This is a genomic window from Chitinivorax tropicus (genome assembly GCF_014202905.1).
In the GTDB taxonomy this organism is placed as follows: domain Bacteria; phylum Pseudomonadota; class Gammaproteobacteria; order Burkholderiales; family SCOH01; genus Chitinivorax; species Chitinivorax tropicus.
On the sequence record NZ_JACHHY010000015.1, the window covers coordinates 37,003 to 62,464 of the forward strand.

At 56.0% G+C, this 25,462-nt stretch carries 20 protein-coding genes and 3 tRNA genes; 15 read left to right on the forward strand and 8 right to left on the reverse strand.

Annotation, left to right across the window (positions count from 1 at the left end; translation table 11 throughout):
• Window positions 1–85: 85 nt before the first annotated feature.
• On the reverse strand, window positions 86–1,405 hold the full coding sequence (gene lplT, locus HNQ59_RS12400; RefSeq protein WP_246490979.1) for a lysophospholipid transporter LplT: 1,320 nt from the start codon (window positions 1,403–1,405) through the stop codon (window positions 86–88).
• 651 nt (window positions 1,406–2,056) lie between these two features.
• Here lplT and HNQ59_RS12405 point away from each other — a divergent pair.
• The 6 genes from HNQ59_RS12405 (at window position 2,057) to HNQ59_RS12430 (ending at window position 7,809) form a co-directional block, all read left to right on the forward strand.
• Window positions 2,057–3,283 carry an aspartate kinase gene (locus HNQ59_RS12405; RefSeq protein ID WP_184039776.1) on the forward strand — a complete coding sequence of 409 codons (1,227 nt, stop codon included), beginning with the start codon at window positions 2,057–2,059 and terminating at the stop codon, window positions 3,281–3,283.
• Window positions 3,284–3,743: 460 nt separating this feature from the next.
• Window positions 3,744–3,837, forward strand: a tRNA-Ser gene (locus HNQ59_RS12410).
• A gap of 7 nt (window positions 3,838–3,844) precedes the next feature.
• Window positions 3,845–3,921, forward strand: a tRNA-Arg gene (locus HNQ59_RS12415).
• 25 nt (window positions 3,922–3,946) lie between these two features.
• Window positions 3,947–4,023, forward strand: a tRNA-Arg gene (locus HNQ59_RS12420).
• Between the two features lie 494 nt (window positions 4,024–4,517).
• The gene (gene mutS, locus HNQ59_RS12425) at window positions 4,518–7,118 is read left to right on the forward strand and encodes a DNA mismatch repair protein MutS (protein WP_246490980.1); all 2,601 of its coding nucleotides are present in this window, start codon (window positions 4,518–4,520) and stop codon (window positions 7,116–7,118) included.
• A gap of 220 nt (window positions 7,119–7,338) precedes the next feature.
• The gene (locus tag HNQ59_RS12430) at window positions 7,339–7,809 is read left to right on the forward strand and encodes a hypothetical protein (protein ID WP_221320239.1); all 471 of its coding nucleotides are present in this window, start codon (window positions 7,339–7,341) and stop codon (window positions 7,807–7,809) included.
• Window positions 7,810–7,874: 65 nt separating this feature from the next.
• Here the strand turns inward: HNQ59_RS12430 and HNQ59_RS12435 are convergent, their stop codons facing one another.
• Window positions 7,875–8,357 carry an FKBP-type peptidyl-prolyl cis-trans isomerase gene (locus tag HNQ59_RS12435; RefSeq protein ID WP_184039782.1) on the reverse strand — a complete coding sequence of 161 codons (483 nt, stop codon included), beginning with the start codon at window positions 8,355–8,357 and terminating at the stop codon, window positions 7,875–7,877.
• Between the two features lie 232 nt (window positions 8,358–8,589).
• On the opposite strand from HNQ59_RS12435, the gene HNQ59_RS12440 reads away from it, so the two are divergent.
• Together HNQ59_RS12440 and HNQ59_RS12445 are read left to right on the forward strand one after the other, a co-directional pair.
• Window positions 8,590–9,714, forward strand: a complete 1,125-nt coding sequence (locus tag HNQ59_RS12440) for a ribosomal protein uL16 3-hydroxylase (protein WP_246490981.1) — start codon at window positions 8,590–8,592, stop codon at window positions 9,712–9,714.
• 205 nt (window positions 9,715–9,919) lie between these two features.
• Window positions 9,920–10,183: a hypothetical protein gene (locus HNQ59_RS12445; RefSeq protein WP_184039785.1), complete on the forward strand. Its 264-nt coding sequence runs from the start codon at window positions 9,920–9,922 to the stop codon at window positions 10,181–10,183.
• A 202-nt stretch (window positions 10,184–10,385) separates the two neighbouring features.
• On the opposite strand, the gene HNQ59_RS12450 is transcribed toward HNQ59_RS12445, so the two are convergent.
• The 3 genes from HNQ59_RS12450 to dapA form a co-directional block, all read right to left on the reverse strand.
• Window positions 10,386–11,156, reverse strand: a complete 771-nt coding sequence (locus HNQ59_RS12450) for an MBL fold metallo-hydrolase (protein ID WP_343074261.1) — start codon at window positions 11,154–11,156, stop codon at window positions 10,386–10,388.
• On the reverse strand, window positions 11,156–12,274 hold the full coding sequence (bamC, locus tag HNQ59_RS12455; protein WP_184039789.1) for an outer membrane protein assembly factor BamC: 1,119 nt from the start codon (window positions 12,272–12,274) through the stop codon (window positions 11,156–11,158). The genes HNQ59_RS12450 and bamC overlap by 1 nt, the downstream gene beginning before the upstream one ends.
• A 145-nt stretch (window positions 12,275–12,419) precedes the next feature.
• A complete protein-coding gene (gene dapA, locus HNQ59_RS12460; RefSeq protein WP_184039792.1) occupies window positions 12,420–13,298 on the reverse strand; it encodes a 4-hydroxy-tetrahydrodipicolinate synthase in 879 nt (292 codons plus the stop codon).
• A 316-nt stretch (window positions 13,299–13,614) separates the two neighbouring features.
• Here dapA and HNQ59_RS12465 point away from each other — a divergent pair, with 316 nt between their 5' ends.
• The 4 genes from HNQ59_RS12465 to pbpG all read left to right on the forward strand — a co-directional run bounded on the left by HNQ59_RS12465 (window position 13,615) and on the right by pbpG (window position 19,187).
• The gene (locus HNQ59_RS12465) at window positions 13,615–15,219 is read left to right on the forward strand and encodes an ABC-F family ATPase (RefSeq protein ID WP_184039795.1); all 1,605 of its coding nucleotides are present in this window, start codon (window positions 13,615–13,617) and stop codon (window positions 15,217–15,219) included.
• Window positions 15,220–15,649: 430 nt separating this feature from the next.
• Window positions 15,650–16,390, forward strand: a complete 741-nt coding sequence (locus tag HNQ59_RS12470; RefSeq protein ID WP_184039798.1) for a beta-ketoacyl-ACP reductase — start codon at window positions 15,650–15,652, stop codon at window positions 16,388–16,390.
• Window positions 16,391–16,748: 358 nt separating this feature from the next.
• The gene (gene mltA / locus HNQ59_RS12475) at window positions 16,749–17,840 is read left to right on the forward strand and encodes a murein transglycosylase A (protein ID WP_343074262.1); all 1,092 of its coding nucleotides are present in this window, start codon (window positions 16,749–16,751) and stop codon (window positions 17,838–17,840) included.
• 279 nt (window positions 17,841–18,119) lie between these two features.
• Window positions 18,120–19,187 (forward strand): D-alanyl-D-alanine endopeptidase, encoded by a 1,068-nt coding sequence (gene pbpG / locus HNQ59_RS12480; protein WP_246490982.1) that lies wholly within the window; start codon window positions 18,120–18,122, stop codon window positions 19,185–19,187.
• Between the two features lie 109 nt (window positions 19,188–19,296).
• Here the strand turns inward: pbpG and HNQ59_RS12485 are convergent, their stop codons facing one another.
• Complete coding sequence (locus tag HNQ59_RS12485) at window positions 19,297–20,091, reverse strand: transglutaminase family protein (RefSeq protein ID WP_184039807.1); 795 nt, start codon at window positions 20,089–20,091, stop codon at window positions 19,297–19,299.
• Between the two features lie 314 nt (window positions 20,092–20,405).
• Entirely contained in the window at window positions 20,406–21,872 is a 1,467-nt protein-coding gene (locus HNQ59_RS12490; RefSeq protein WP_184039809.1) for a protein adenylyltransferase SelO, read from the reverse strand.
• A gap of 83 nt (window positions 21,873–21,955) precedes the next feature.
• Between HNQ59_RS12490 and HNQ59_RS12495 the strand changes: the two genes are divergently transcribed.
• The 3 genes from HNQ59_RS12495 (at window position 21,956) to HNQ59_RS12505 (ending at window position 24,861) form a co-directional block, all read left to right on the forward strand.
• Entirely contained in the window at window positions 21,956–22,804 is an 849-nt protein-coding gene (locus HNQ59_RS12495) for a sulfurtransferase (RefSeq protein WP_184039811.1), read from the forward strand.
• 109 nt (window positions 22,805–22,913) lie between these two features.
• Complete coding sequence (locus HNQ59_RS12500) at window positions 22,914–24,497, forward strand: alpha-amylase family glycosyl hydrolase (RefSeq protein ID WP_184039813.1); 1,584 nt, start codon at window positions 22,914–22,916, stop codon at window positions 24,495–24,497.
• 52 nt (window positions 24,498–24,549) lie between these two features.
• Entirely contained in the window at window positions 24,550–24,861 is a 312-nt protein-coding gene (locus HNQ59_RS12505; RefSeq protein WP_184039815.1) for a hypothetical protein, read from the forward strand.
• Between the two features lie 8 nt (window positions 24,862–24,869).
• On the opposite strand, the gene HNQ59_RS12510 is transcribed toward HNQ59_RS12505, so the two are convergent.
• Window positions 24,870–25,313 carry a c-type cytochrome gene (locus HNQ59_RS12510; protein ID WP_184039817.1) on the reverse strand — a complete coding sequence of 148 codons (444 nt, stop codon included), beginning with the start codon at window positions 25,311–25,313 and terminating at the stop codon, window positions 24,870–24,872.
• Between the last annotated feature and the right edge of the window lie 149 nt (window positions 25,314–25,462).

A 25,462-nucleotide genomic window follows, 5' to 3' on the forward strand; every position in this document is an offset into this window, starting at 1 on the left:
AGGGCTGCAGATGCAGCCCTTGTTCATTGGGGCCATCGCCCGGTTTGGGTGAGGATGGCCGAACCAGGTCAGCGAAGCCTGGGGGTCAATGATGATATGGGGCATCGCCTTCCGCTGGCATGAGGCCACGTTTGATCGCGTTGCGATGCATTTGATAGATGATTGTCATCACAATCATCAGCAAGCAGCCAAACCCGATGATGATGGCGTACATGGGTGGCATATCACCCTTCTTGAAATAGGCGGCGGCAACAGGGTTGATATCAGCGGGCAACGGATGGCTGAAGAACTTCACCAGCAGGGCATGTATGCCCACCATGACCAGAATGCCCAGGTTTTCGTTGAAATTCTGCACCGCAATCGAGTGCCCGGCCCCCATGATGGAATGCCCTCGGTGTTGCAGCATCGCGTTCAATGGCACCACAAAAAAGCCAGACAGGGCACCCACGATGACCATCAGGCTGGCCGCCACGCTGACCTGATTCACAAATAGCATGCTGATTACGAACACCCCCATGGCGATGCCTGCAGGCAGCACCCTGAACGCCTGTTTGAGTGGGATGTAGAAGCTGGCTGCCGCAGCACCCAGAATGGTGCCCACCGCAACAACAGCCACCAGCTGGGTTGCCTTTTCGAAAGGGATGCCCAGCCAGATGATCGACCAATTGATCACCACCAGCTGCATGGTCCGGCCCGCACCCCAGAACAAGGTGGTAACAGCAAGAGAGAGACCGCCCTGTGGGTCTCGCCACAATTTCCGCACACATGTCCAGAATTCACGCACCAGATACTTCGGGCTGTAGTGCAAGGGATGGATTTCTACATCCAGCTTGGGAATGTAGAGATTGATCCATGATGCGGCCAGATAGATCAGCGCCAGCACTGAAATGGCAAAGGTGGGCGTATCCAGCGAACCGATCACCGGCACGCTATGTACCAGATGATCAATCCGCTCACTGACCAGAAAGCCACCCAATACTGTCCCGAAGATGATGGCGCTGACGGTTGCGCCCTCCAGCCAGCCATTGGCAGCCACCAGCTTTTCATGGGGCAGGTATTCGGTGACGATGCCGTACTTGGCAGGTGAATAGGCTGCTGCGCCAAAGCCAACCAGTGCATAGGCCAACAGCGGCGGCGCACCCACCAGCATGCCTACACAGCCCGCCAGCTTGATGCCATTGCAGATCAACATCGCACGCCCCTTGGGCATCGAATCGGCAAAAGAGCCGGCGAAGGGGGCAAGCAGCACATAAGAGACAGTGAAACACCACAACAACATCGACTGATGCCATTCCGGTGCATGTTGAAAGTTGAGTAGTGCCAGGGCGGCGATGAACAGTGCGTTGTCTGCCAGAGCAGATAAGAACTGGGCGCCCAGAATGATAAAGAATCCGCGGTCCATCATGAGGTCGGCACGCCCGATCGAGCAATGCCGAATGATTGAAAACCGGGTTTATACCATGTTTCAACAACCATCGTGACGAACCTATCTCAAGAAATGCAATAAAACACGTGGACGATACCGCTGGCGGGATCGTTCCCAATATAGGCCAAGCGGAGAGCGGCAGTATGTTGCAGGCTGATCCGGTAGCGTATTGTGTTGCCGCGCGGTCGCCCCGGCGGGTTGCGTCCCCTGCATCATCTCCCCGCCAGGCCTGGCTCCGACCAACACACCATGCTGCATGTCAGCTATGTCTGGGCCAAGACTGATAAATCGGAAATAAGCTTATCTCTTTTACGTATTGACAATATCTTGGCAGAGCAGGAAGAATCACCGGCTGTGCTCAGCAGAATCACACGCAGATGGTTTGAGCCAGATGGCCTGGGTTTTTTGGCATGGCTTCATGTCTCGTGCTGGTCTGGCTCAGAGCAAAACAGCCCGCCAGACGCACTGAGCCGAATGTTGGAGCAAGCTGTGGTTGCCACTCGTCGATATAGCCAGCTATATGCCTCGTGACACCGGGCTCTGCTCAAGACACGATTCGGCGGTGATATGACGCGGTGTCATACAGCCTGGTGACCAGAATCACTTAACTGAAACAAACGTGGAAAAACGATGGCGCTAATCGTACAGAAATATGGCGGTACATCGGTCGGCAACCCGGAACGGATCAAAAATGTTGCCAAACGAGTCGCCAAATGGAAAGCCCAAGGGCATCAGATCGTAGTGGTGGTTTCTGCCATGAGTGGCGAAACCAACCGACTGATTGCACTGGCCAAGGAAATTCAAGCCCAGCCGGATCCGCGTGAACTGGATGTGATCGTGTCAACAGGCGAGCAAGTAACCATCGGCTTGCTCGCCATGGCGCTCAAGGATGCCGGTATCGATGCCAAAAGCTATACCGGTGGTCAAGTCCGCATTCTGACAGACAGTTCGTTCACCAAAGCCCGTATCATCGAAATCGACGAGCACAACATGCGCGCCGATCTCGAAGCCGGGCGCGTCGTCATCGTCGCTGGTTTCCAGGGCGTTGATGAACACGGCAACATCACCACCCTGGGACGTGGTGGCTCAGATACCACCGGCGTGGCCCTGGCGGCGGCGCTCAAGGCCGACGAGTGCCAGATCTATACCGACGTGGATGGGGTGTACACCACCGACCCACGGATTGTGCCCGAAGCACGTAAGCTGGATCGCATCACCTTTGAAGAAATGCTGGAAATGGCCAGCATGGGCTCCAAAGTCCTGCAGATCCGCTCAGTTGAATTTGCCGGTAAATACAAGGTCAAGCTGCGCGTATTGTCCAGCTTCGAAGATGCTGGCGAAGGCACATTGATTACCTTTGAGGAAGACGAAGAAATGGAAAAGGCTGTCATCTCCGGCATTGCGTTCAACCGTGATGAAGCAAAGATCAAGATCACCGGCGTACCTGACAAACCCGGCATCGCCTACCAGATTCTAGGCCCCGTTGCCGATTCAAACGTCGATGTGGATGTGATCATCCAGAACACAGGCGAAGATGGCACCACCGACTTCTCCTTCACCGTTCATCGTAACGATTACGCCAAGACCTTGAAGATCCTGGAAGGTGTCCAGTCCCATATCGGTGCGAAAAGCGTCAGCGGCGATGACAAGATCGCCAAGGTGTCCGCCGTGGGCATCGGCATGCGCTCCCATGTGGGCGTGGCATCGACCATGTTCCGGACACTGGCGGAAGAAGGAATCAACATCCAGATGATTTCGACCTCAGAGATCAAAATCTCGGTCATCATCGACGAGAAATATCTGGAGCTGGCGGTTCGCGTTCTGCACAAGGCATTCGGCTTGGATCAGCCTGTCTAACCAGCTGCTCGACACCAGACTACTCAACAGCCCGCCAGTCGGGCTGTTTTTTTCAGTGGCGTCGGCAGAGTTCCACTCTGGCGTTGACTCAGCCATGTCCTCGTATCCAGAAGACTGTCAAAGCGTGCGGCGCTTCCGTGGCAGATGAGTCGATATCCCAAGCAGGGTGAGGGACATGGAAACAATCGACTCATGTGGTGGATTGGCAATGGATTCAGCGGGTGCCAGGGGTAGGTTCAGGGAGGCTTTGCATCATAAACATCCTGTAAGCAAAATTTTTTATCGGTTTGTATCAATCTGATCAATTTCGATTGTGAAATATAAGTTACTAATTTGCCTGTAACTTGTGCCAATTGGCCTGCGGCGAGGCATGACGTGCCAATCGAGATTTGCTGAGAAAATGAAAAAAGGTGTTGACGGGTAGGGGGCTACTAAGTAATATAGCGCCTCTTTCGAGAACGGAGAAATGGCCGAGAGGTCGAAGGCACTCCCCTGCTAAGGGAGCATACGGGCTAAAACTCGTATCGAGGGTTCGAATCCCTCTTTCTCCGCCAACATAGCGCACCCGTAGCTCAGCTGGATAGAGTACTTGGCTACGAACCAAGGGGTCGGGCGTTCGAATCGCTCCGGGTGCGCCAGTTGAAAAAGCATGTTCTTGAAAATGCATCCGTAGCTCAGCTGGATAGAGTACTTGGCTACGAACCAAGGGGTCGGGCGTTCGAATCGCTCCGGATGCGCCAATTACAAGCCGCTGTCGAAAGACAGCGGCTTTTTCATTTCCCGGCTTTGTTCGCGCAGGGTGGCGTGGTGCTGGTGGCAATGTGATGTCAATGGTTTCCAGTTGAGGCGTCGTTTGGAGAGTGTGTGACGCTCAGCCGACGCATACAGTACGCTACAGCCAGTGAGGAAATTGTGAATCATGCAAGCTGGCACCCAGGCGCAGGCTGTTGTTGCCTCGCTTGCAGCTTCCTTGCAAGGCACTGCTGATGTGCTGCGATCGTGGTCTTCGCCTCGGTGGTGGCGATGCCCACGAGAAGAGCGCCGCACCGCTGGGTGACAGCTTTATAATGTCCTATTCCGTGGCTGTGGCCATTTGCCGCCTTCAACCACATTGCCCGTCAAGGCTTGACAAGGTAGGAGAAAGCACCTGAGGCAGCTTGGCATCCAATGCCAAACACGTCGTGCCTTGCCATTCGCTACCGAGCACGCTATCAGATCAATCCACGAGGTATTCATGGCAGTAGATCAAGTCGAAGTCTCCCCAAAAACAGCCAAACCCGTTGCAGATGTCCAGCACACACCCATGATGCAGCAATATCTGCGTATCAAAGCAGATCACGCAGACAAGTTGGTGTTCTACAGGATGGGTGACTTCTATGAGCTGTTCTACGGTGATGCCGAGCTGGCTGCCAAGCTATTGGATATCACCCTGACCACGCGTGGTGCGTCGGGCGGTGTGCCGATTCGAATGGCAGGGGTGCCCTATCATTCAATGGAGCAATATCTGGCCAAATTGGTCAAGCTGGGGCAGTCGGTCGCCATTTGTGAGCAGATCGGTGATCCGAACACGTCAAAAGGCCCGGTTGAACGGAAGGTCGTGCGCGTGGTGACGCCGGGAACCTTGACGGACACGGCGTTATTGGATGAAAAACGCGACAATGTCCTATTGGCCATTCATGCCATCAAGGGGTTGGTGGGCTTGGCCTGGTTGTCATTGTCCTCAGGCGCATTCCGTCTGAAAGAGGTGCCAGCTGAGCAATTGGTGTCTGAGTTGGAGCGCATCCGACCAGCGGAAATCCTGTTGCCGGATGGCCTGCAATTGCCGGTGATCAGCCAGATGGGTTTGACTGGCAAGGCGCTCGCTGCATGGCACTTTGATACTGAAACCGCTCAACGCCTGCTGAAACAGCAATTCGGCACGCACGATTTGACCGGCTTCGGGTGCGATGGGCTGTTGCCCGCATTGGGGGCGGCTGGGGCGCTGGTGGATTATGCGCGGCAGACACAGGGCTCTGCTTTGCCGCATCTGACCGCGCTGGCGGTCGAGCGTGGCAATGAATACCTGGTGCTGGATGCTGCGACCCGCCGCAATCTGGAATTGACTGAGACCATTCGTAATGAATCTGCGCCGACATTGATGTCGGTATTGGATCAATGCGCCTCTGCCATGGGTAGCCGCTTGTTACGCCATTGGCTGCATCATCCATTACGGCAGCATGACCAGATCATCACCCGGCAACAAGCAGTGATCGAGTTGATGGAGCAGGATGCTGCCGGTGATGTTTTCGAGGTATTGAACCGCATGGCCGATATCGAGCGCATCACCGCCCGCATCGCCCTGCGTACCGCTCGCCCCCGCGACCTGTCTGGTTTGCGCGATGCATTGTTGCGCCTGCCTGAGTTGAACCCGATCCTGCAGGGTTTGCATGCTGAGTTATGGCAACCACTGCAAGCCGCATTGGTGGTTCCACCAGCCTGCATGAGCCTGCTGGCGTCAGCCTTGCAGGCTGAGCCGGCGGTGGTATTGCGTGAGGGAGGGGTCATCGCGGATGGCTATTCCGCCGAGTTGGACGAGCTGCGGGCGATTCAGACCAACTGTGGAGAATTCCTGCTGGCGCTGGAGGCCAGGGAGCGCGAGCGGACAGGGATTGCAACGCTGAAGGTGGAATTCAACCGGGTGCATGGCTTTTACATCGAGGTCAGCCGTGCGCAGGCGGACAATGTACCGGACGATTATCGGCGGCGTCAGACACTGAAAAATGCCGAACGCTTCATCACGCCTGAGTTGAAAACCTTTGAAGACAAGGCATTATCTGCTCAGGATCGAGCGCTGGCGCTGGAGAAGAGCCTGTATGAAGCTTTGCTCGATCAGCTGCAGACCCATCTGCAGTCTCTACAGCAGTTGGCAGCTGCGGTGGCGCAGCTGGATGTTCTGGCGTGTTTGGCCGAGCGTGCGTCTACGCTGAATTGGGTTGCCCCTCAATTTACGACAGAAACCGTCTTGGAGATCGATCAGGGCCGCCACCCGGTAGTGGAAAGTCAAATCGATCATTTCATCGCCAATGACACCCGCCTGGCCAGCACCCGCAAGCTGCTACTGATCACCGGCCCCAATATGGGCGGTAAATCAACCTATATGCGACAGAATGCGTTGATCGTGCTGCTCGCCCATGTGGGTAGCCTGGTCCCCGCCAGCCGTGCGCTGATCGGGCCGGTGGATCGCATCTTCACACGCATTGGCGCATCTGACGACCTGGCCGGTGGTCGGTCGACCTTCATGGTCGAGATGACCGAGACAGCCAATATTCTGCACCATGCCACCGAGCATAGTCTGGTGCTGATGGATGAGGTGGGGCGGGGTACCTCGACATTTGATGGGTTGGCTTTGGCCTATGCCATTGCGCGCCACCTGCTTGAAAAAAATGGCAGCTATACCCTGTTTGCCACCCACTATTTCGAATTGACACGTCTGAGCCAGGCCTTTCCCATGGCTGCGAATGTCCACCTTGATGCTGTTGAGCACAAAGATCGAATTGTGTTTTTGCACGCAGTGCAAGATGGGCCGGCCAGCCAGTCATATGGAATCCAAGTGGCCCAGCTGGCTGGTGTGCCGACACCCGTGATCCGATCCGCCAAGCGCCATTTGGCTGAGTTGGAGCAGATGGGGGCTGGCGGAGCTTTCCAGGGTGACTTGTTTGCATCGGCACCTGTTTATGAAGAGGTGAATGTAAGCTCGCCTGTTGTGGAGGCGTTGGCAGGGCTGGACCCAGATGCCTTGACACCTCGTCAGGCATTGGATGCGCTTTATCACCTCAAGACTTTGCTGAATGCGTGATCTATGCTTCAAGCTTCAGCCAAACGAGCATCGATTCCGCGTGCTGCTGGTGTGAGTGTGCAGTAGGCGATAGAGCGGTCGAACTGTTTGGCCTTGTGTCAGGGCGAGGCTTGGTGCCGGTGGTGGCTGCGTTGGTGTCAATGTATGGCAGACAGTGATTGGGGCCGGACACGAGCGCGTTCCAAGACGTTGTGAATCCAGGCTGACAGAGCATGAGGAAATGATGGTGTGCAATAGCAGTGCTGCATTGGCCGGGGCACAGGCCGCCGAAGGGGTGATCCGACTCATCGGAGACATCCGGCGTGGGGTGTTGCACCTTGACGATGTCCGTCAGGTTGCGGCCTCTGTATTGGAACGATATGGGCATTACCTGAACGAGTGCTTGACTGACGCAGGTATCATCATCCCACCCGCAGTTGACCTGACAACCGGTGAAACCGGTGCCATCCAAGTCCTTTCCCACCCGCAGGCCGCGACTATTCTGGCGGTCTTTCAACAAAATGAGCGGCTGATCAGGGGCTTCAAAGAGGTGGAGATCCTGCATGAAATCGTCCGCGCCAAGGAGACAGGGGAGGGCGGTGGACGAGATGTTGATGAGCTGGCGACCATGATGAGAGGGCGCGCTCCCTTTTTCAATCTGGGGCTGACCAGTGCCGGTCCAATCGTGTTTTTTTCCCGGCCATTACTTTGATGTAGCCATATCTGGCAATGAAAAAGGCCAGCAATGCTGGCCTTTGCTTGGCTGAAGCCTGTCGCTCAGTGATGGTGATGGCCATGTGGGCCATGGGCATGGCCATGCGAAACCTCTTCAGCGGTTGCAGCACGAACCTCTGTCACCTCACACTTGAACATGACCCGCTTGCCAGCCAGCGGGTGGTTGCCATCCACCACCACTTTGCCGTCAGCGATGTCCGTGACGCGGAACAGAATGGTTTCACCTGTTTCTGCATCATCCGACTCAAACATCATGCCAACTTGCACCTCTTCAGGAAATGCATCCGCCGACTCCATGCGTACCAGCGTTGGATCGTATTCGCCAAAAGCTTCATCCGGCTCCATCGGCACATCCAGCTTATCGCCTACTGCCTTGCCGTGCAGCGCTTCTTCCAGTTTTGGGATGATGTTGTCGTACCCGCCATGCAGATAGCTGATCGGTTCTTCGGTTTTGTCAACAAGCTGGTTCTCGCCATCGTACATTTCATAATGTAATGAAACGACGGTGTCTTTAATGATTTGCATGAGGGAATTCCTTGCAGAAAGTGTAAAGCTGCGCCGCGCTGGCGGGCAGATCAAGAATGAATGCTCACATTGTAAACCACAACGTTGGATTGTATTGCGTCTTTTCCGTGATCTTCGCAGAACTTCCTCATGATCGGGATCGGCTGCCCATTGGTGCGGTTTCTCATCCCCCTTGACTTGATACAAGTCCAGAAGAGCAGGGCGATGTTAAAATGGCCGCGAATGTGAATCCATGGAGCAACAATCAATGCAATTATTGGGCGGCTTGAGTGCAGAACAGTTTCTGACCGAATACTGGCAGAAGAAGCCATTGCTGGTACGGCAGGCCGTACCTGGGTTTCAGGGGCTGATCGACCCTGCTGGGTTGAATGACTTGGCCTGTCGTGATGACGCGATTTCAAGGATCGTGCGATTTGAAAAACAGCAGTGGCAGTTGGCCCATGGACCATTTGATCGCCGGCAGCTGAAGCATTGGCAGCAAGGGGCCTGGACGATCCTGGTCAGCAACCTCAACCATTTCCTGCCCGAAGCCGCCAAGCTCTTCTACCAATTTCAGTTCATTCCTTTCGCACGCCTGGATGACTTGATGGTCAGCTACGCACCAGAGGGTGGTGGCGTGGGGCCACATTTCGATTCATATGATGTGTTTCTGCTGCAGGCAGGTGGCCGCAAACGCTGGCAGATCAGCGCTCAGGCTGATCAAACATTCATTGAGGATGCCCCTATCCGTGTCTTGAAGGATTTCCAGTCGGAGCAGGAATGGGTGCTGGAGCCCGGCGATATGTTGTATCTGCCACCGAAATACGCGCACCATGGCATTGCGCTCGAACCGGGCATGACCTACTCAATTGGGTTCCGCGCACCCAGCACGCAGGAGCTGGCAACCCAGTTCATGACCTATTTGCAGGATCACATCTCACTGCAAGGTATGTATACAGACCCAGACCTGCAACCTCAGCAGACTCCTGCGGAAATTCACCCGGACATGATTGCCAAGGTGCAACAGATGCTGACGCAGCTGACATGGCAGCGTGAAGATATCGCAGCTTTTCTGGGTACTTACCTGTCTGAGCCAAAAACGCATGTTTTCTTTGAATCACCCGAAACATTATTGGATTTCGACGACTTCCTGACGCATCTGGAAAAGCATGGCTTGATATTGGATCTGAAAACACAAATGCTTTATACGGGAAACGACATATTTTGCAATGGGGAAGTGGTTTGCCATGACCCGTCGGATCGAGGCGCATTATGCGCCTTGGCCAATCAACGGCATCTGCAAATTGCCTCACCCAGTGATGAATTGGCAGAGTTACTGTATGAGTGGTATGAATGCGGCTATCTGAACCTGGGCTGAATGTCGGGTAAGCCTCGTCGGTGCTGGGTTTTCCGGAAGTTTGCGAGCATATACTTCTATGCAAATTCACTGGATATTTTGAAAAAACCTGCTAGAATCACCCAGTCGGTCGGCCCAAGATCGAATTTAAACTAAGATCGCCAGCCATGCGGCTCGGCAGGTCTTAACCGTTTGACTTGCTTAACTTAGTTAAGGGTAAAAATAAATGAAACACTCGCTCCTCGCTGCTGCTCTGCTGGCTGTTGCTCTGACCGCCTGCGGTAAAAAAGAAGAAGCTCCTGCTGCTGCACCTGCTGCAGAAGCACCTGCTGCTGCACCTGCACCTGCTGCTGAAGCGCCTGCTGCTGCTGCGCCTGCTGCTGACGCTGCTGCTGCACCTGCCGCTCCTGCTGACGCTGCTGCTGCGCCTGCCGCTCCTGCTGCTGACGCTGCTGCTGCGCCTGCCGCTCCTGCTGAAGAGAAGAAGTAATCTAGCTTCCTCTGCTTTGCAGAAAAAGCCGATCAGTGATGATCGGCTTTTGCATTTCTGGGGGCTGCACTCACTGAAGTTGGTTTGGCCTTTGTCGAATCAGTTAAGCAGGCATCGCTGACATATTCGTGGGAAATGGCGCTACTGCTACATGTTTTTGGGTGGGCGGGCGCTGGCAGCCCGATACGCGTTCCGTCTTGGCCTACGAGATCTCTCGCCAGGAGAAACCATCCACCTGGGTGGCAATACCGATCCAGTCTCGCTCACAATTCAATGCTTCGCTCAAGGCCGCGCTGGCCAGTGTCGGTAGGTTGTTTTTCTGGCTCAAATGCGCCGCCACCACATGTTGAAGCGAGTTTGTGTCGATCGCTCGAATCAATCCTGCAGTCTGTTCATTGCTCAGATGTCCTAGCCGCCCGGCCACACGTTGCTTGAGTGGGTAGGGGTAAGGGCCGTCCATCAACATCTGCAGATCGTGATTGCATTCCAGTACCAATGCATCGCAACCAGTCAGTTTGGCCTCGATCAATGGTGTGATATGGCCAACATCGGTCAACACACCCAGCCGATGCTGCCCATCGGTGAAAACGTGCTGTGTAGGCTCTCGCGCATCGTGCGGTACGGGGAATGGCATGATGTGCAGATCGTCGATGTCGATAGTGTCATGGCTGTCATAGGGTTGGATGAGTGGAATAGCCTGTGCCATGGTGGTTGCGGCGTTGAATGTGCCGAAGCTGGCGTAGACGGGGATACGAAATTTGGCCGCCAGCCTGGCCACGCCTTGCAGATGGTCGCGATGCTCATGGGTGACGATGATGGCGCTGAGGCATGTTGGCGTGAGATGGAGGCGGGCGAGACGTTGTAGCGTGTCTCGTAGACCAAACCCGCAATCCAACAGGATGCGGGTCTGTTTACATTCCACGATCAGGCCGTTGCCCTCGCTGCCACTGCCCAGCGAGGCAAAGCGCAGCATTATTTGAGTTGGTCGAACAGCAGTTGCAGAATCCGTTTTGCCGTTTCTGATCGGTCCTCTTTGTTGTTCTTATCCAGAACGCGGATGGCAGTTTTGTTTCCTGCTTCGGTCACTTCCAGGCGATAGTCTTCGGCTTGGTTGGACTTGTCACCGGAGAACATGGAGGAGAACCAGCCGCCATCACTGCGTTTGGCATCGGGGTCGGCATAACGGATGTAGTAGACGCCGCGCAGTCGGTCACGATCGACTACGGTGAATCCACTACGATCCAGCGCAAGCCCTATCCGACGCCATGCCCGGTCAAAGTTGTCGAGCACCACCAGGTTGTCGGCAACCAATGTTGCATTGGCTGATTTGGTGCTGGTGTCGGTCGTGGCCGGGGTGATGGTCTTGGTGCTGTCCGCCATGGCTTTGTCCGCAACGGGGGTGGGTGCAAAGCGTTGCTGCAATAAGGCCAGCATTTCGGTTTCCAGCTCGGAATCGGCTGCCCGTGGTTGCCAGATGGTGCGATCCTTCGCCGCGTTCTCAAACACTTCCACCATGCCACGATGGCTGATGTAGATTTCCGTTGTGCCGGGTTTGGCACCCTTTTCCAGACGTGTTCTGAATTTGTCGCGCTCGCCGGTCGAGTACAGCCCATCCAGCACTCGGCCAATGGTTTTACGGATCAAGTCCTGAGGCAATTTGGCGCGATTTTCCTGCCAATCGGTTTCCAGAATGCCCGTGGCTGGGTTTTCCGCAGCAATGGTAAAGCCCTGCTTTTTCCAGAAATCCTGAACCTCACGCCATACAACATCAGCAGGTCTGTTGACCACCAGCCAGCGTTGATTGCCTTGGCGCTCGATCTTGGCGTCTGGGGTGTCGGGCAGCACATTCTTGCTACCGACTGCTTGGGGCGCTGCCGATGCGGCTCCACCGCCATTGCTGGTGGCTTGGGGAATGGAATAGGTGGTGTCGCTTTGAATGGATGTCAGATCAGGCGGTACCTCAAGCGATCGGCTGCTGTTGCTTTCGCTATTGGGATTGCGGTAGTCGATCTTCTTGTTTTCGATCGGTGTGCTACACGCTGCAATGAGGCAGGCCGCTGTCAGGCTGGCGGCCAGCTGTGTTGTCTTCATGCCATTTCCTTGAATTTCTGCGAAGTCATGAGCAATGGAACGACGATATCGGGCCATCATGCCAGTGCATACGGCCCAATTCGATTCTCATTTTGCTGAATGTTCTCAACTGCATATTACACAGGTGGAAGATGCCGATTATGCTTTAAAGTTCAATGCCGGCATCTGACAGCGCCTGTTTCACGATGGGTTGACACCCAAGAGACAACGGTGTCAACGGCAGGCGGATGCCTGATTTGATCAAACCCATCTGCTGAGCTGCCCATTTGACAGGGATGGGGTTGGCCTCGACGAACAGGTGTTTATGCAACCCCTGCAGCCGATCATTGATGGCCCGTGCCCCTGCAATATCCCCTGCCAGCGCTTTGACGCACAGCTCGTGCATCAGCTTCGGTGCGACGTTGCCGGTGACGGTGATGACACCGTGTCCGCCCAGCAGCATGAATGGCAAAGCGGTTGCATCGTCGCCGGTATACAGCGCAAAGCCGGCGGGCGCGCGTTTCACCATATCCGCGCAGCGTTCCAGATTGCCTGTTGCATCTTTGATACCGACGATGTTTGCAATCTGAGCCAAGCGCAAGGTGGTGTCATTGCTCATGTCGGCAACGGTACGCCCAGGGACGTTATACAGGATGACCGGGATATCGACCGCTTCTGCAATGGTTTTGAAATGCAGGTACAAACCTTCTTGGGTAGGTTTGTTGTAGTAAGGTACGACCGATAGTGTCATGTCGGCACCAACCCGCTTAGCCTCACGGGTCAGCTCGACGGCTTCTCGTGTGGAATTGGCACCGGTGCCGGCGATGACGGGGATGCGGCCCGCAGCGTGTTCAACAGTGATGCGGATCAGCTCGACATGTTCATCAACCGACACCGTGGGGGATTCGCCGGTGGTGCCCGCGACGACCAAGCCATCGCTGCCATGTTCGACATGGAAATCGATCAAACGTCTCAAGCCGTCCCAATCCAGGCTGCCGTCCTCAAACATCGGGGTGACGATGGCGACCAAACTACCTTTAAGCATGGTTGATCCTACCGATTACTCAAAAGCGCCTAGTTTACCCGATTCATGATGGCGCGTGGGGATTGACGCAGCAGCAAGTTCAGTCTGCTCAGACTTCCTAGGGCTGGGCGATGCTATGGTAAAATCAGCGGTTTGCGTGAATATCATCGATAACCTTGGATGCCGCTTGCCGGACGAGCAAAGGGTGGCTGCAGGCGCGAGGTAGAGTACGGGGCAGGATGCGAGGTGTATGGCGCAAGGCCCTGACGGATGCTCCTGCCGTGTGGCAAGCGGTTTCTGACAGGTTGTCGATCAATACAGGAACAGGTTAAACGACGTGATCACCACTTCCAACATTACCATGCAGTTTGGCGCGAAGCCGCTGTTCGAGAATGTATCCATCAAGTTCGGCGACGGCAACCGCTATGGTCTGATCGGCGCCAACGGCTGCGGCAAGTCAACTTTCATGAAGATCATGGGGGGCGATCTGGAGCCGAGTGCAGGCAATGTTTCGCTGGACCCTGGCGTGCGATTGGGTAAGCTGAAGCAGGATCAGTTTGCCTATGAAGACCAGCGGGTGATCGATGTGGTGTTGCAAGGCCACCTTGAGCTGTGGGCGGCGATGCAGGAAAAAGACGCCATCTACATGAACCCGGAGGCCACCGAAGAAGACTACATGCGCGCGGCGGATCTGGAAGTCAAATTCGGTGAGATGGGGGGCTATGATGCCGAGGCCCGTGCTGGCAGCCTGCTGCTGGGGGTGGGGATTCCTGTCGAACAGCATTTTGGCCCGATGAGTGAAGTGGCACCTGGCTGGAAATTGCGGGTATTGCTTGCGCAGGCGCTGTTCTCCAATCCGGATGTGTTGCTGCTGGATGAACCGACCAACAACCTGGATATCAACACCATCCGTTGGTTGGAGCATGTGTTGAATGAGCGGGAATCCACCATCATCATCATTTCGCACGACCGGCATTTCTTGAATGAAGTCTGTACCCATATTGCCGATCTGGACTACAACACAATCCGTGTATATCCGGGCAATTACGACGACTACATGGAAGCGAGCATGCAAGCCCGTGAACGCCAGGTGTCGGCCAATGCCCGTGCCAAGGAGCGGATTGCTGAACTGAACGCGTTCGCGGCCCGCTTTGCAGCCAACAAGTCGAAAGCCCGTCAGGCAACCTCTCGTTTGAAACTGGCGGACAAGATCAAATCGGAAATGGTGGAGGTCAAGCCCTCCAGCCGGCAGAACCCTTTCATCCGTTTTGATCTGGAAGACAAGCAGAAACTGCACCGCCAGGCATTTGAGATGGACAGCGTGAGCAATGGCTTTGATTCAGTGTTGTTCAACAACCTCAACTTGATTCTGGAAGCCGGCCAGAAGCTGGCGGTGATCGGGGGGAACGGTGTGGGTAAGACCACGTTCATCCGTACACTGGTTGGTGAGCTGCAAGCCAAACATGGTACGGTGAAATGGGCGGAAAAAGCGCAGATCGGCTATTTTGCCCAGGATCACGCCGAGGATTTCGATACCGACCTGAATGTATTCGATTGGATGAAGCAATGGGCGCAACCGGGGGATGATGATCAGGTCATCCGTGGCATTCTGGGTCGTTTGCTGTTCTCTGGTGACGATGTGAAGAAATCGGTTCGCGTGTTGTCCGGCGGTGAAAAAGGTCGGATGTTGTACGGCAAATTGATGCTGGAACGCACCAATGTGCTGATCATGGATGAGCCGACCAATCACATGGACATGGAGTCCATCGAGTCGCTGAACCTGGCGCTGGATCTGTACAAAGGTACTTTGATCTTTGTTTCGCATGATCGCCAGTTCGTTTCATCATTGGCCACCCAGATCCTGGAATTGAAAGGCGATGGCGGCTTTACCCACTATGCAGGTGGTTACGAGGAATATCTGTCGAGTCAAGGTCTGGTGTAAAACGGTTGCTGATGCGCAGATGCAACAAGTCAGCAAATGCGCCGTGTATTGAGATGTCTGCTGAAGGGCCGCTGTAGCGGCCCTTCGTCATGTATACGTTCGGATATTGTTTAGGGGTTTATTTTGCATTGCGATATAATCGAAAAACTACTATCCAGAATGCAGAGCCCTACAAAACAGAGAGTTGTGCAGGGCGATGCGGCCAAGAACGGTAGTACATCGCAAAGCAGAATACCCATCCAATAACAATACCCGACTCGCATCCGCGTAGCCGACCACCTTAGCGCTGCTTTGCGCCATGCCCAATAGCTGCAGTGCAGCAAGATGACTGGAGGCGTCGTTGCCCGGGTCAGTGGAGTGCCCCATGGCGCCACTGAGGTAGTTACGCGGTTCGCGCCAGTGTGGAACGGCTTTTTGAGGGAAGAATACAATGAGACTCAATGGGAAAATTTCGATTATCACCGGTGCTGCCAATGGGATCGGTAAGGCAACGGCACTGAAGTTTGCGGCTGAAGGGGCAACTGTCATCGTCTGTGACCTGAATCTGGAAGCAGTCGCTGGCGTGGTGGAAGAGATTCGCGCTGCAGGCGGCAAGGCGGAAGGGCATGTGGTCAATGTGACCAACCGCCAGCAGATCGCGGACATGGTCGCTGCGGTAAAGGAGAAACATGGCCGTATCGATACCCTGGTCAATAACGCCGGGATCGTGGCTGATGCGCGTTTGCAGAAGATGACTGACGAGCAGTTCGATCGCGTGATCGATATCAACCTGAAAGGCGTTTACAACTGCGCCCGTGCGGTGGTCGATATCCTGGTCGAGCAGGGCAGCGGCGTGATCGTGAATGCGTCTTCCGTGGTGGGCCTGTATGGTAACTTCGGGCAGACCAACTATGCGGCAACCAAGTTCGGCGTGATCGGCTTTACCAAGACCTGGGCAAAAGAGCTGGGGCCGAAAGGCGTTCGGGTCAATGCAGTTTGCCCTGGCTTCATCGCCACCAACATCCTGAACTCGATGCCTGAAAAGGTGATTGCAGCGATGGAAGAGCGGGTGGCATTGCGCCGCTTGGGCAAGCCTGAAGAAATCGCCAATGTCTACGCTTTCCTGGCTTCGGACGAGTCGAGTTACATCAATGGGGCGGCAATCGAAGTCAGTGGCAGCATTTCGATGTAAACTCAGCCCCTGTCGGCCCTGCAAACACGCCGCCTATGTGCGGCGTGTTTGTTTTTCTGGCGCCATGGCTGTGTTGCGTCATCCAATCGGCACCTCGTCAGGTAAGCGCATATAGAGACAAGGTGGCGATCAGACAGGTGGCGGATATCGTGGCACGGGCTGTAACCAGTCGAATTGTTGAAGAATGATGGGGAATTGGAACATGTTGCGCAGGATGTGTGCGGTGATGGCGTTATTGGGTTTGGCGGGATGCGCGTCGGTAGAGCCAGTTCATAGACCAACTCAGGAGCCCCTCCCGCCCACCACCGTGCCCCCCCCTGTCAGCCAGCCCCAACCGCAACATTGCCCATGCCCCCCTGTGACGGAAACCAAACCAGAGCCCGCACCTGTGGCACCCACCCTGCAGCGTGTCAGTTGGGGCGAGGTGGTCGGCTGGCCGGGGGACTTGCTGGCGCCGAGTTTCGAAGCGCTGTTGCAGTCGTGCAAGGCAATTGCCCGGCGCCCCGGTTGGGGAGAGGTATGTGAGGCGGCAAAAGCCGTCGACCGTCGCGATGGCCCGGCCATGCGCCGTTTCTACGAAACCCGCTTCGTGCCCTTGCGGGTTGCCAACGCAGATGGCAGCACGGAAGGCCTGATCACCGGCTATTACGAGCCGCTGTTGAATGGCGCATTGACGCGCGATGAGCGTCACCGATTCCCCTTGTATGGCGTACCCGACGATCTGTTGACGATCGATCTTGGCGAAGTATATCCAGACCTGAAGGGCTTGCGGCTACGTGGGCGCATCGAGGGGCGCAAGGTGGTGCCTTATTACTCGCGCGAGCAGATCGAAAAAGGCGCGGCACGGTTAGGTGGTAAAGAGCTGGCCTGGGTGGATGATGAGGTGGAGGCCTTCTTTTTGCAGATCCAGGGGTCAGGGCGCATTAAGCTGCCAGATGGCAGAATGTTGCGCGTCAACTACGCTGACCAAAACGGCCACCCTTACAAGGCGATTGGCAAGACTTTGATCGATCGTGGTGAGCTGCCACCAGGGCAGGCCTCGATGCAGGCCATTCAAGCCTGGGCGCTGCAAAACCCGGACAAGCTGGCGGAGATCCTGAACAGCAATCCTAGTTTTATATTCTTCCGCACCTTGCCCAATAAAGAAGGTGGCCCGCAGGGCGCATTGGGCGTGCCGTTGACGGATGCCGCCAGCGTGGCGGTTGATCCCAAGTTCATTCCGTTGGGGGCACCTGTGTTCCTGGCCACCAATTGGCCCAATACGGATCGACCATTGCATCGATTGATGCTGGCGCAGGATACCGGGGGGGCCATCCGGGGGGCAGTGCGTGCCGACTTTTTCTGGGGATTTGGCAAAGAGGCGGGCCAACAAGCTGGAAGAATGAAACAGCGTGGCAAAATGTGGGTACTGCTGCCCCAGGAAATCGCCAATGGCAAGGGATTGATGTGATGAAGCACCCGATCAGGTGGCTGTTTTGAAAAGGTATTCAACAGCAAGGCAGCTGCCGTGAAGGGTGTGTGACGAAACTTAAAGCGGATCTTTAAAATTCGTCGCTAGCTATTGAATTGGTTTACGTTTTTTTCTTTGCTGTATTAGAATTAAACTATATTGACAGTGTGGCCTTTGCTTTGTTGAAAGTCGCGTCAGTGCTGGCGTGTCGGCAGGCAGGTGGGTGAATGGCTCGCAAAACAACATTACGCTTCGAGAGATATAGAGATGCTGAAAAAGATGACAGCTTTGATCTCCGCCTTATTGGCGTTCTCGCTGGCCATGCCTGAGGCCGCTGTTGCAGCGGCCAAGCCCAAATCCAAACAAGCGGTGCAGAAATCGGCCAAGAGCGCCAGGGTATTGGCGCAACGGGCTGCAGCGAGCAAAAAGGCGGCAGCGCGTAAGGCACATTACTCGACCAAGACCAGCCGTAAGGGCGCCACCAAATATGCGACATCGGCCAGCCGTAGCGCATTCAAGCGCGTGGTGGCGCATGAGCCGTTTAAGTACAAGCTGCAGACCTATGATGTCGTGCCAGAGGCATTGCTGCTCGCATCAAATGCGGCTGTCGTCTTCAATGAGAACAATGGCGAGGTGCTGTTCTCAAAGAACAACCAGGCCCCGATGCCGATCGCCTCAATCACCAAGCTGATGACGGCCATGGTGACTTTAGATGCCAAGCTGCCGATGGATGAGTTGGTGACCATTGATGAGGCGGATGTCGATAAGCTGAAGAATACTTCGTCCAGACTGCAGGTCGGCACCACCTTGACGCGGGCAGAGCTGCTGCTACTGGCTTTGATGTCATCGGAGAACCGCGCTGCGGCTGCCTTGGGGCGCACCTACCCAGGTGGTATCCACGCCTTCGTCAACAAAATGAATGCCAAAGCCAACGCGATCGGCATGAAACATGCGCTGTTCTACGATTCGACAGGTTTGAACAGCGGCAACGTAGCCTCGGCAGCCGACTTGGTGATGATGGTGCAGGCGGCTTATGACTACCCAGAGATCCGCCGTTATTCGACCACCCCGGAATACGAGGTCTTTCTGCCATCCGGGCGGCGCTTGGCCTATAACAACACCAATGCGCTGGTGAAAGAGGATGAGTGGCAGATCGGCTTGTCGAAGACAGGGTTTCTCAGCGAAGCCGGGAAATGCCTGGTGATGCAGGCCACGATTTCCAATACGCCATTGGTGATCGTGCTGCTGGATTCTGTTGGCAAATACACACGTCTGGCAGATGCGAACCGTATCAAGGCTTGGCTTGAAAAAGGTGGCGGCGCGAAGATGCTGTACGTGCGAAGCTGAGATCTGTATCCAGTTGGAAACAAAAGGCACCTGATCGGTGCCTTTTTTCATGGTGCCAGCTCACGAGCGGGCTGGTATAGGGGGAGCCGAGAGCAACAGGGTGGGGCGATCAGCTGATTTCGTCCATCCACCCCCAGTCATCGGTGTCCAGCTCGGCATCCGGCTCGGGGACGCTGACGTCATGGATGGGGCAGGCATCCAGAAAATCAAGGCCGATGGCCAGCTTCAGGTGATGCGGCAGGTTGCTGACCTGATTGGCCACGTCGAATGTATGCCATCTGCCATCGCACCAGGTTTCGGCCCACGCATGCAGGCTGACCTGCTGGTTGGGCAGGCCGGGTGAGTAGATGTAGCCACTGACATAACGCGCCGGGACGCCCAGATAGCGTGCGCAGGCCAGGAAGACCTGTGTCAGATGGCTACTGCTGCCGACGCCGGCGGAGAAGGTCTGGGCGGCAGAGGCAAGGTGCTCCTGGTTCGTGTCCGTCCAGACCAGCCGTTCGCGCAGGGCAGCCATCAGCATCATGAGCTGGTGCGGGGTCATCACCGCCAAGCGGTGCGGCTCGGCAAACTGGCGGATGGCCTGATCGGGCTTGGTCAGCTCGGTCTGGTGCAGGAAAAAGGGTGGGGGAAGTTTGTCCGCCAGGCTCTCGTGTTCAACTGTGGTTTCCACGATCCCATGGGCGATGACGCGGATTTCCTTGTGTGGGTAGTCCAGTGTCATCACATGCAGCACATTGCCATATGGGTCAATGCTTTTGTAAGCGGGGACGGGCAGCTCCAGCTCCCAATCGACAACCTGTCCGAGCAGGCTGCTGTGCGGGGTCAGGCGCAGGTGCTGCGTACTATGGCGCACCGTCGCATCGTGTCGGAACACGGCTTCGTGGGTGATGGCAAGTCGCATATCAGCCTCCAGTGGGGTGCATTGCCTGGCTTGTCCGCTTGGGGCATGCACGCTTCATCTGTTCTAGAAGCGCTGACCGGAATCCGCTCAGATTGATATGGAAAAAGACAGCGCTTTTCTAGTTATAGCAAAGCACTATCCATGCCACAAAAAAATTTGATTGAAAATCATCGATGTAGGACATGTGCATATGCTGATGCCCAGTAAAAATGCACCGCTTCAGGGCATGTCGGGCTGCAGCTGCTTGCTGATGGGGCGTGGCATAGGTGCCGGGCGCACCATGCCAGCCTACTGAGCCATCCTGTGACCAGGTATTACGATGAACAGCTGACGCTCAAGGTCTGCGCCCATGCAGGGGGGTGGGCGGCATAGTGCTCATGTGCGGGGTGCTCGTCATAGGGGGTGGCCAATACCTGCAGCAGCTGGTCGATTTCACTGAAATCCTGATGCCGTGCCGCGGCCTGGATGGCTTGCTCGGCCAGGTGGTTACGCAGAACAAATTTAGGATTTGCCCGTCTTTGCTGTGCTTGCCGTGTGGCGGTGTCCTGGCCCTCTTGTTGCAGGCGAGATACGTACCCTGCCAGCCAGGCATCCATGGCGGGGCGATCCAGGCATTCATCACGCACAGCCTGTTGTGGCTGGGCCGTATCCACCTCACTCAACAGGCGGAAGCAGCGGGTGTAGTCTACTTGGTTGGTTTGCATGAGGGTCAGGAGCTCGACAAGCAATGCTTCATCCCCCGCCTGCCAATGGGCAAGGCCCAGTTTGCGTTGCATACGTGCGAGATAGGCTGCTTCATATTGTGGCTGGAAGCTTTGCAGCGCGGCAATGGCCTCGTCTTTGTCCAGTAAGGTGATCAGTGCCTGGGCAAGACAATGCAGGTTCCACAGGGCAACGGCGGGCTGCTGGTCATAGGCATAGCGGCCAGTGTGGTCAGAGTGATTGCAGACGTGGCCGGCATCAAATGCATCCAGAAACCCGAACGGCCCGTAATCCAATGTCAGGCCGAGAATCGACATATTGTCGGTATTCATGACCCCATGGCAGAAGCCGACCGCCTGCCAATCTGCCATCAAGGCGGCGGTGCGGGTGGTCACCGTGTCAAGCATGGCCTGATAAGGGTTGGTGGTATCACGGCAGTGGGGGTAGTAATGATCGATGACGAAATCCGCCAGCTGTTGGATGCGATCATGTTGATTGCGGTAGAAAAAGACTTCGAAATGGCCAAAACGGATGAAGCTGGGGCTCAGGCGCAGCACCACTGCAGCGGTCTCTGGTGTTTCGCGATAGACAGGCTCATTTGAGCCGATGATGCTCAATGCTCGCGTGGTGGGGATACCCAACCCATGCATGGCTTCCGAACACAGGAATTCGCGAATCGAGGACCGTAGCACGGCGCGGCCATCGCCCATGCGGGAGTAGGGTGTTTCGCCCGCACCCTTCAATTGCAGCTCCCAGAACTCACCCCGGCCATTCTGGATCTCACCCAGCCAGATCGCCCGACCATCACCCAATTGCGGCACGAATTGGCCGAACTGATGGCCCGCATACAGCGTGGCCAAGGTATCCTGACCAGGGATGGGACGATTGCCGATCAACATGTCGGTGGCGGCGGGATGTTGTAATGAGGCCAGTGTCAGATCCAAGAGGCTGGCCGCCTGTGGGCTGAAAGCGACCGCGTAGGGGGCTGGTAGCGGCGTGGGCGCAAGGCGTGTATAAAAGGCGTCGGGCAGGCTGCCAAACCGATTGGTGAACTGCAGCGTATCGAGGGTTCGAGTCATGAAACGTATCATCTGGCGTACTGGGCGGTCATTATAACCAGCGCTGATATTTGAAATAACAATGCTGAACAAAGGGTTATTGCATGGAAAAACAACTGTTGGTTTCCACCGAATGGCTTGGCTCACATCTGCATGCACCCGATCTGATTGTGCTTGATGTGCGACACAACTTGGCCGACCCGCAGGCTGGCAAGCGCGCCTACTCGTTTTCGCATATCCCCGAGGCGTATTTCCTGCATCTCGATCACGATCTGTCTGGCCCGGCAACTGGCCATAATGGTCGCCATCCGCTGCCGTCGGCGGCTGAGTTCGGCAAGTTGTTGCGCAAGCTGGGGGTGACGCCAGATAAGATACTGGTGGCCTATGATGATAGCGGGGGGGCGTATGCAGCCCGCCTGTGGTGGATGATGCGCTGGATCGGTTTGTACAACTGCGCGGTGCTGGATGGTGGCTGGCAGAAATGGGTGGCGGAGCACCGAACCGTGACGCAGGCGCTGCCGGTCATGCATGAGTCGGATCATCACGGCTTTGCACAAGAGGCGCTCAAGGTGTCCGCCGACCACATATTGACGCATTTACATGATCGGGATGCCATGCTGGTGGTGGATGCGCGCAGCCCGGATCGCTTCCGTGGCGAGAACGAAACCATCGATCCGGTGGCTGGCCATATCCCAGGGGCGGTCAATCGGTTCTTTCAACATAATTTGACTGCCAGTGGCACCTTCAAACCGCCAGCTGAGTTGTATCATGATTTCAAAGCTTTGCTCGGTGAGCGCTCCCCGAGCACCGTCGTATCGCAGTGTGGATCAGGTGTGACGGCCTGCCATAATCTGCTGGCGATGGAGCTGGCGGGCTTGCATGGGGCCAAACTCTATCCTGGCTCGTGGAGCGAGTGGTGCAGCGATACCACCCGCCCTGTCGCGATCGGGTGAGGGATGGCTTACTGCGCCAATGCGCCTGACAACCGCACAAAATGCCAAGTGGGGCAGGGGGGATTGGCGTAAAGTCTGCGCTGTTTTTCTTGCCCCGTTGGGATATGCCATGTTCAAACGCTGCCTAGCCGCCTTGCTGTGTACCTGTCTGATGGCCATGCCCGCCATGGCTGGACAGCCTGCTGATATCAGCCCGGTGCCCATGCGGGCCAAAGACAGCAACTTGCCCGCCCATTGGTATCAGCGTGGCGTGTTCATGGAGATCCTGGTCCGGTCTTACCAAGATACCAACGGGGATGGCATTGGCGATTTGAATGGCTTGATTTCACGATTGGACTATCTGCAATCGTTGGGTATCAAAGGCATCTGGCTGATGCCGATCTTTCAGTCTGCGGACCATGACCATGGCTACACCGTCGTCGATTATCGAGCCATCGAGCCAGCGTATGGCACCCTGGCCGATTTCGACAGGCTGCTGGCTGAGGCTCACCGGCGCGGCATCGGGGTGATCATCGATTATGTGATCAACCACAGCGCCGCCACGCATCCGTTGTTTCTGGATGCGCAGACAGGCGCACAGGCGCAATACCGCGACTGGTATGTCTGGCAGGCTGACAAGCCCGTGGGGTGGACTGCATTTGATGGCGACCCCTGGCATGCAGGGCAGGTTGGGTTCTACTATGGTGCGTTCGGTGGCGAGCTGCCGGATTTCAACCTGCGCAACCCGCTAGTGGTGGACTTCCATCTCGACAACCTGCGTTTCTGGTTGAATCGCGGTGTCGATGGGTTCCGTTTCGATGCAGTCGGCACCTTGGTCGAAAACAGCTCGGTTGCCTGGGAGAACCAGCCTGACAACCACCCGATCATGGGCCGTATCCAAGGCTTGCTGGCCGAGTATGGCAATCGTTTCATGATCTGTGAGGCGCCCAGCGACCCAGCGGCGTTTGCCGCCTCGTCGTCGTGTGGCCATGCGTTTGCCTTTGGCTTGCAAAAGCACCTGATCAAAAGCATCAAGATGGGCCGCCTGATGCCTGATGTGCCCTACCTGCTGGGTAAGCTGCCGATGCAATCGATGGGCACGCTGCTGTCCAACCATGACGCCTTTGCTGGTAACCGCTTGTCGCAGCAGTTTGCCGATGATGAAGCGAGCTATCGGCTGGCCGCCGCCGCGCTGATGAGCCTGCCGGGCATTCCCTTCATCTATTATGGAGAGGAGATCGGGCTGGGTGTCTCAACACCCGTCACCCATCAAGATCAGGAGCTGCGTGGCCCGATGAGCTGGAATGGCACGGCCAAGGCTGGTTTTACCAAAGGGAAGCCGTTCAGGCCGCTGGTGGGCAACCATCGCACCCATCATGTCGGCGCCCAGCTAAGGCGGGCAGATTCGCTGCTGAACACTTATAAGCAGCTGATCACATTGAGAAATGACACGCCTGCCTTGTCAGTGGGGGCATTCCGCCAATTGAGTCAGGCGCATGAGCCGGTGTTCATGTTCACGCGGAGTCATGAGCAATCCACCATGCTGGTGGTCCTCAACCTGGCAGCCCGACCGATGTCGGTCAAGCTACCGGTTGATCAATGCGATGCCTGGCAAATCAAGCTGGCTTTACCGGCCCTGAAGGCCTGGCAGCCAGATGCGCAGTGCCAGCTGGTGCTGCCCGCACAGCAAGCAGTCTTCCTGTCTGGGCCGTGACGTGCTGCCAACAAGCGCTGGCCCAACTGTATCGCACCACGGAGATGACCCGATGACGCACACGACATCTGCGGTGAAACCGCTGACCGAGGCCCAACAGGCGCTGATCTTTGAGGTGATGCAAGAGCACGAGACGATGATGGTCGAGCAGGTCGAGCGGGCTATCGAGCAATGCCTGGAGGGCGTCTATCGCGAGCTGGACAGCCATCAGCTGGTTGATAAGCTGTCTCAACTGCCGCCTCACGACTATTTTGCTGCCGTGGCATTACAGCATCTCTTCTACATCCTGTCTGCGGGCAAGCGCGAGGCGGCTTCAGCGATCATCAAAAACCTACAGGACATGGCCCGTACCAATATGGGATGACGCGGTGGTCACTCCAGCTTGAACTGCTTGTGGCAGCTGGTGCAGGCTTGTTCGACGGCCCCCAGCGCGGGTTTCAGCTGGGTGGGGTCGGTGGGTTTGGCTGCGGCGGCGGCGGTGAGCTGTTGTAACGAGCGGGTCAGATCATCCTGTGCTTGTTTGAAAGCATGGGCGTCGCGCCAGATGTCACCCTTCGCTTTGCTGTCCTCCGCGTTTGGTATTGGCTCAAACCACTGCCAGGGCTTGGCGGATTGATCCGCCAAGGCATGGGCGGCACTCAGAAAGGCCTCCGGCTCATACTTCAGCCGACCATTGAGCATCCCCTGTAATGACTCGCGGGTACGCATCATTTCCTTGAATTGTTGCTTACGCAGGTGAACCGGGCTGTTTTTATCGACGCCACAGGCGGTCAACAAGACTGAAGCCGACAGAATGAGTAGCAAAGGTGTTCGCATGATGATCCATCTACATCCAAAAATCCGCGCGGCACTATAAACCAAAATGGGACGAGTGCGCATGGCATCTGATACCAGAAAATGCAATGCGTTCAATCGAGGGCTGGAGCATCAGGCTGGCTGAGTCACTGTTCTGGCGCAAAGACGGC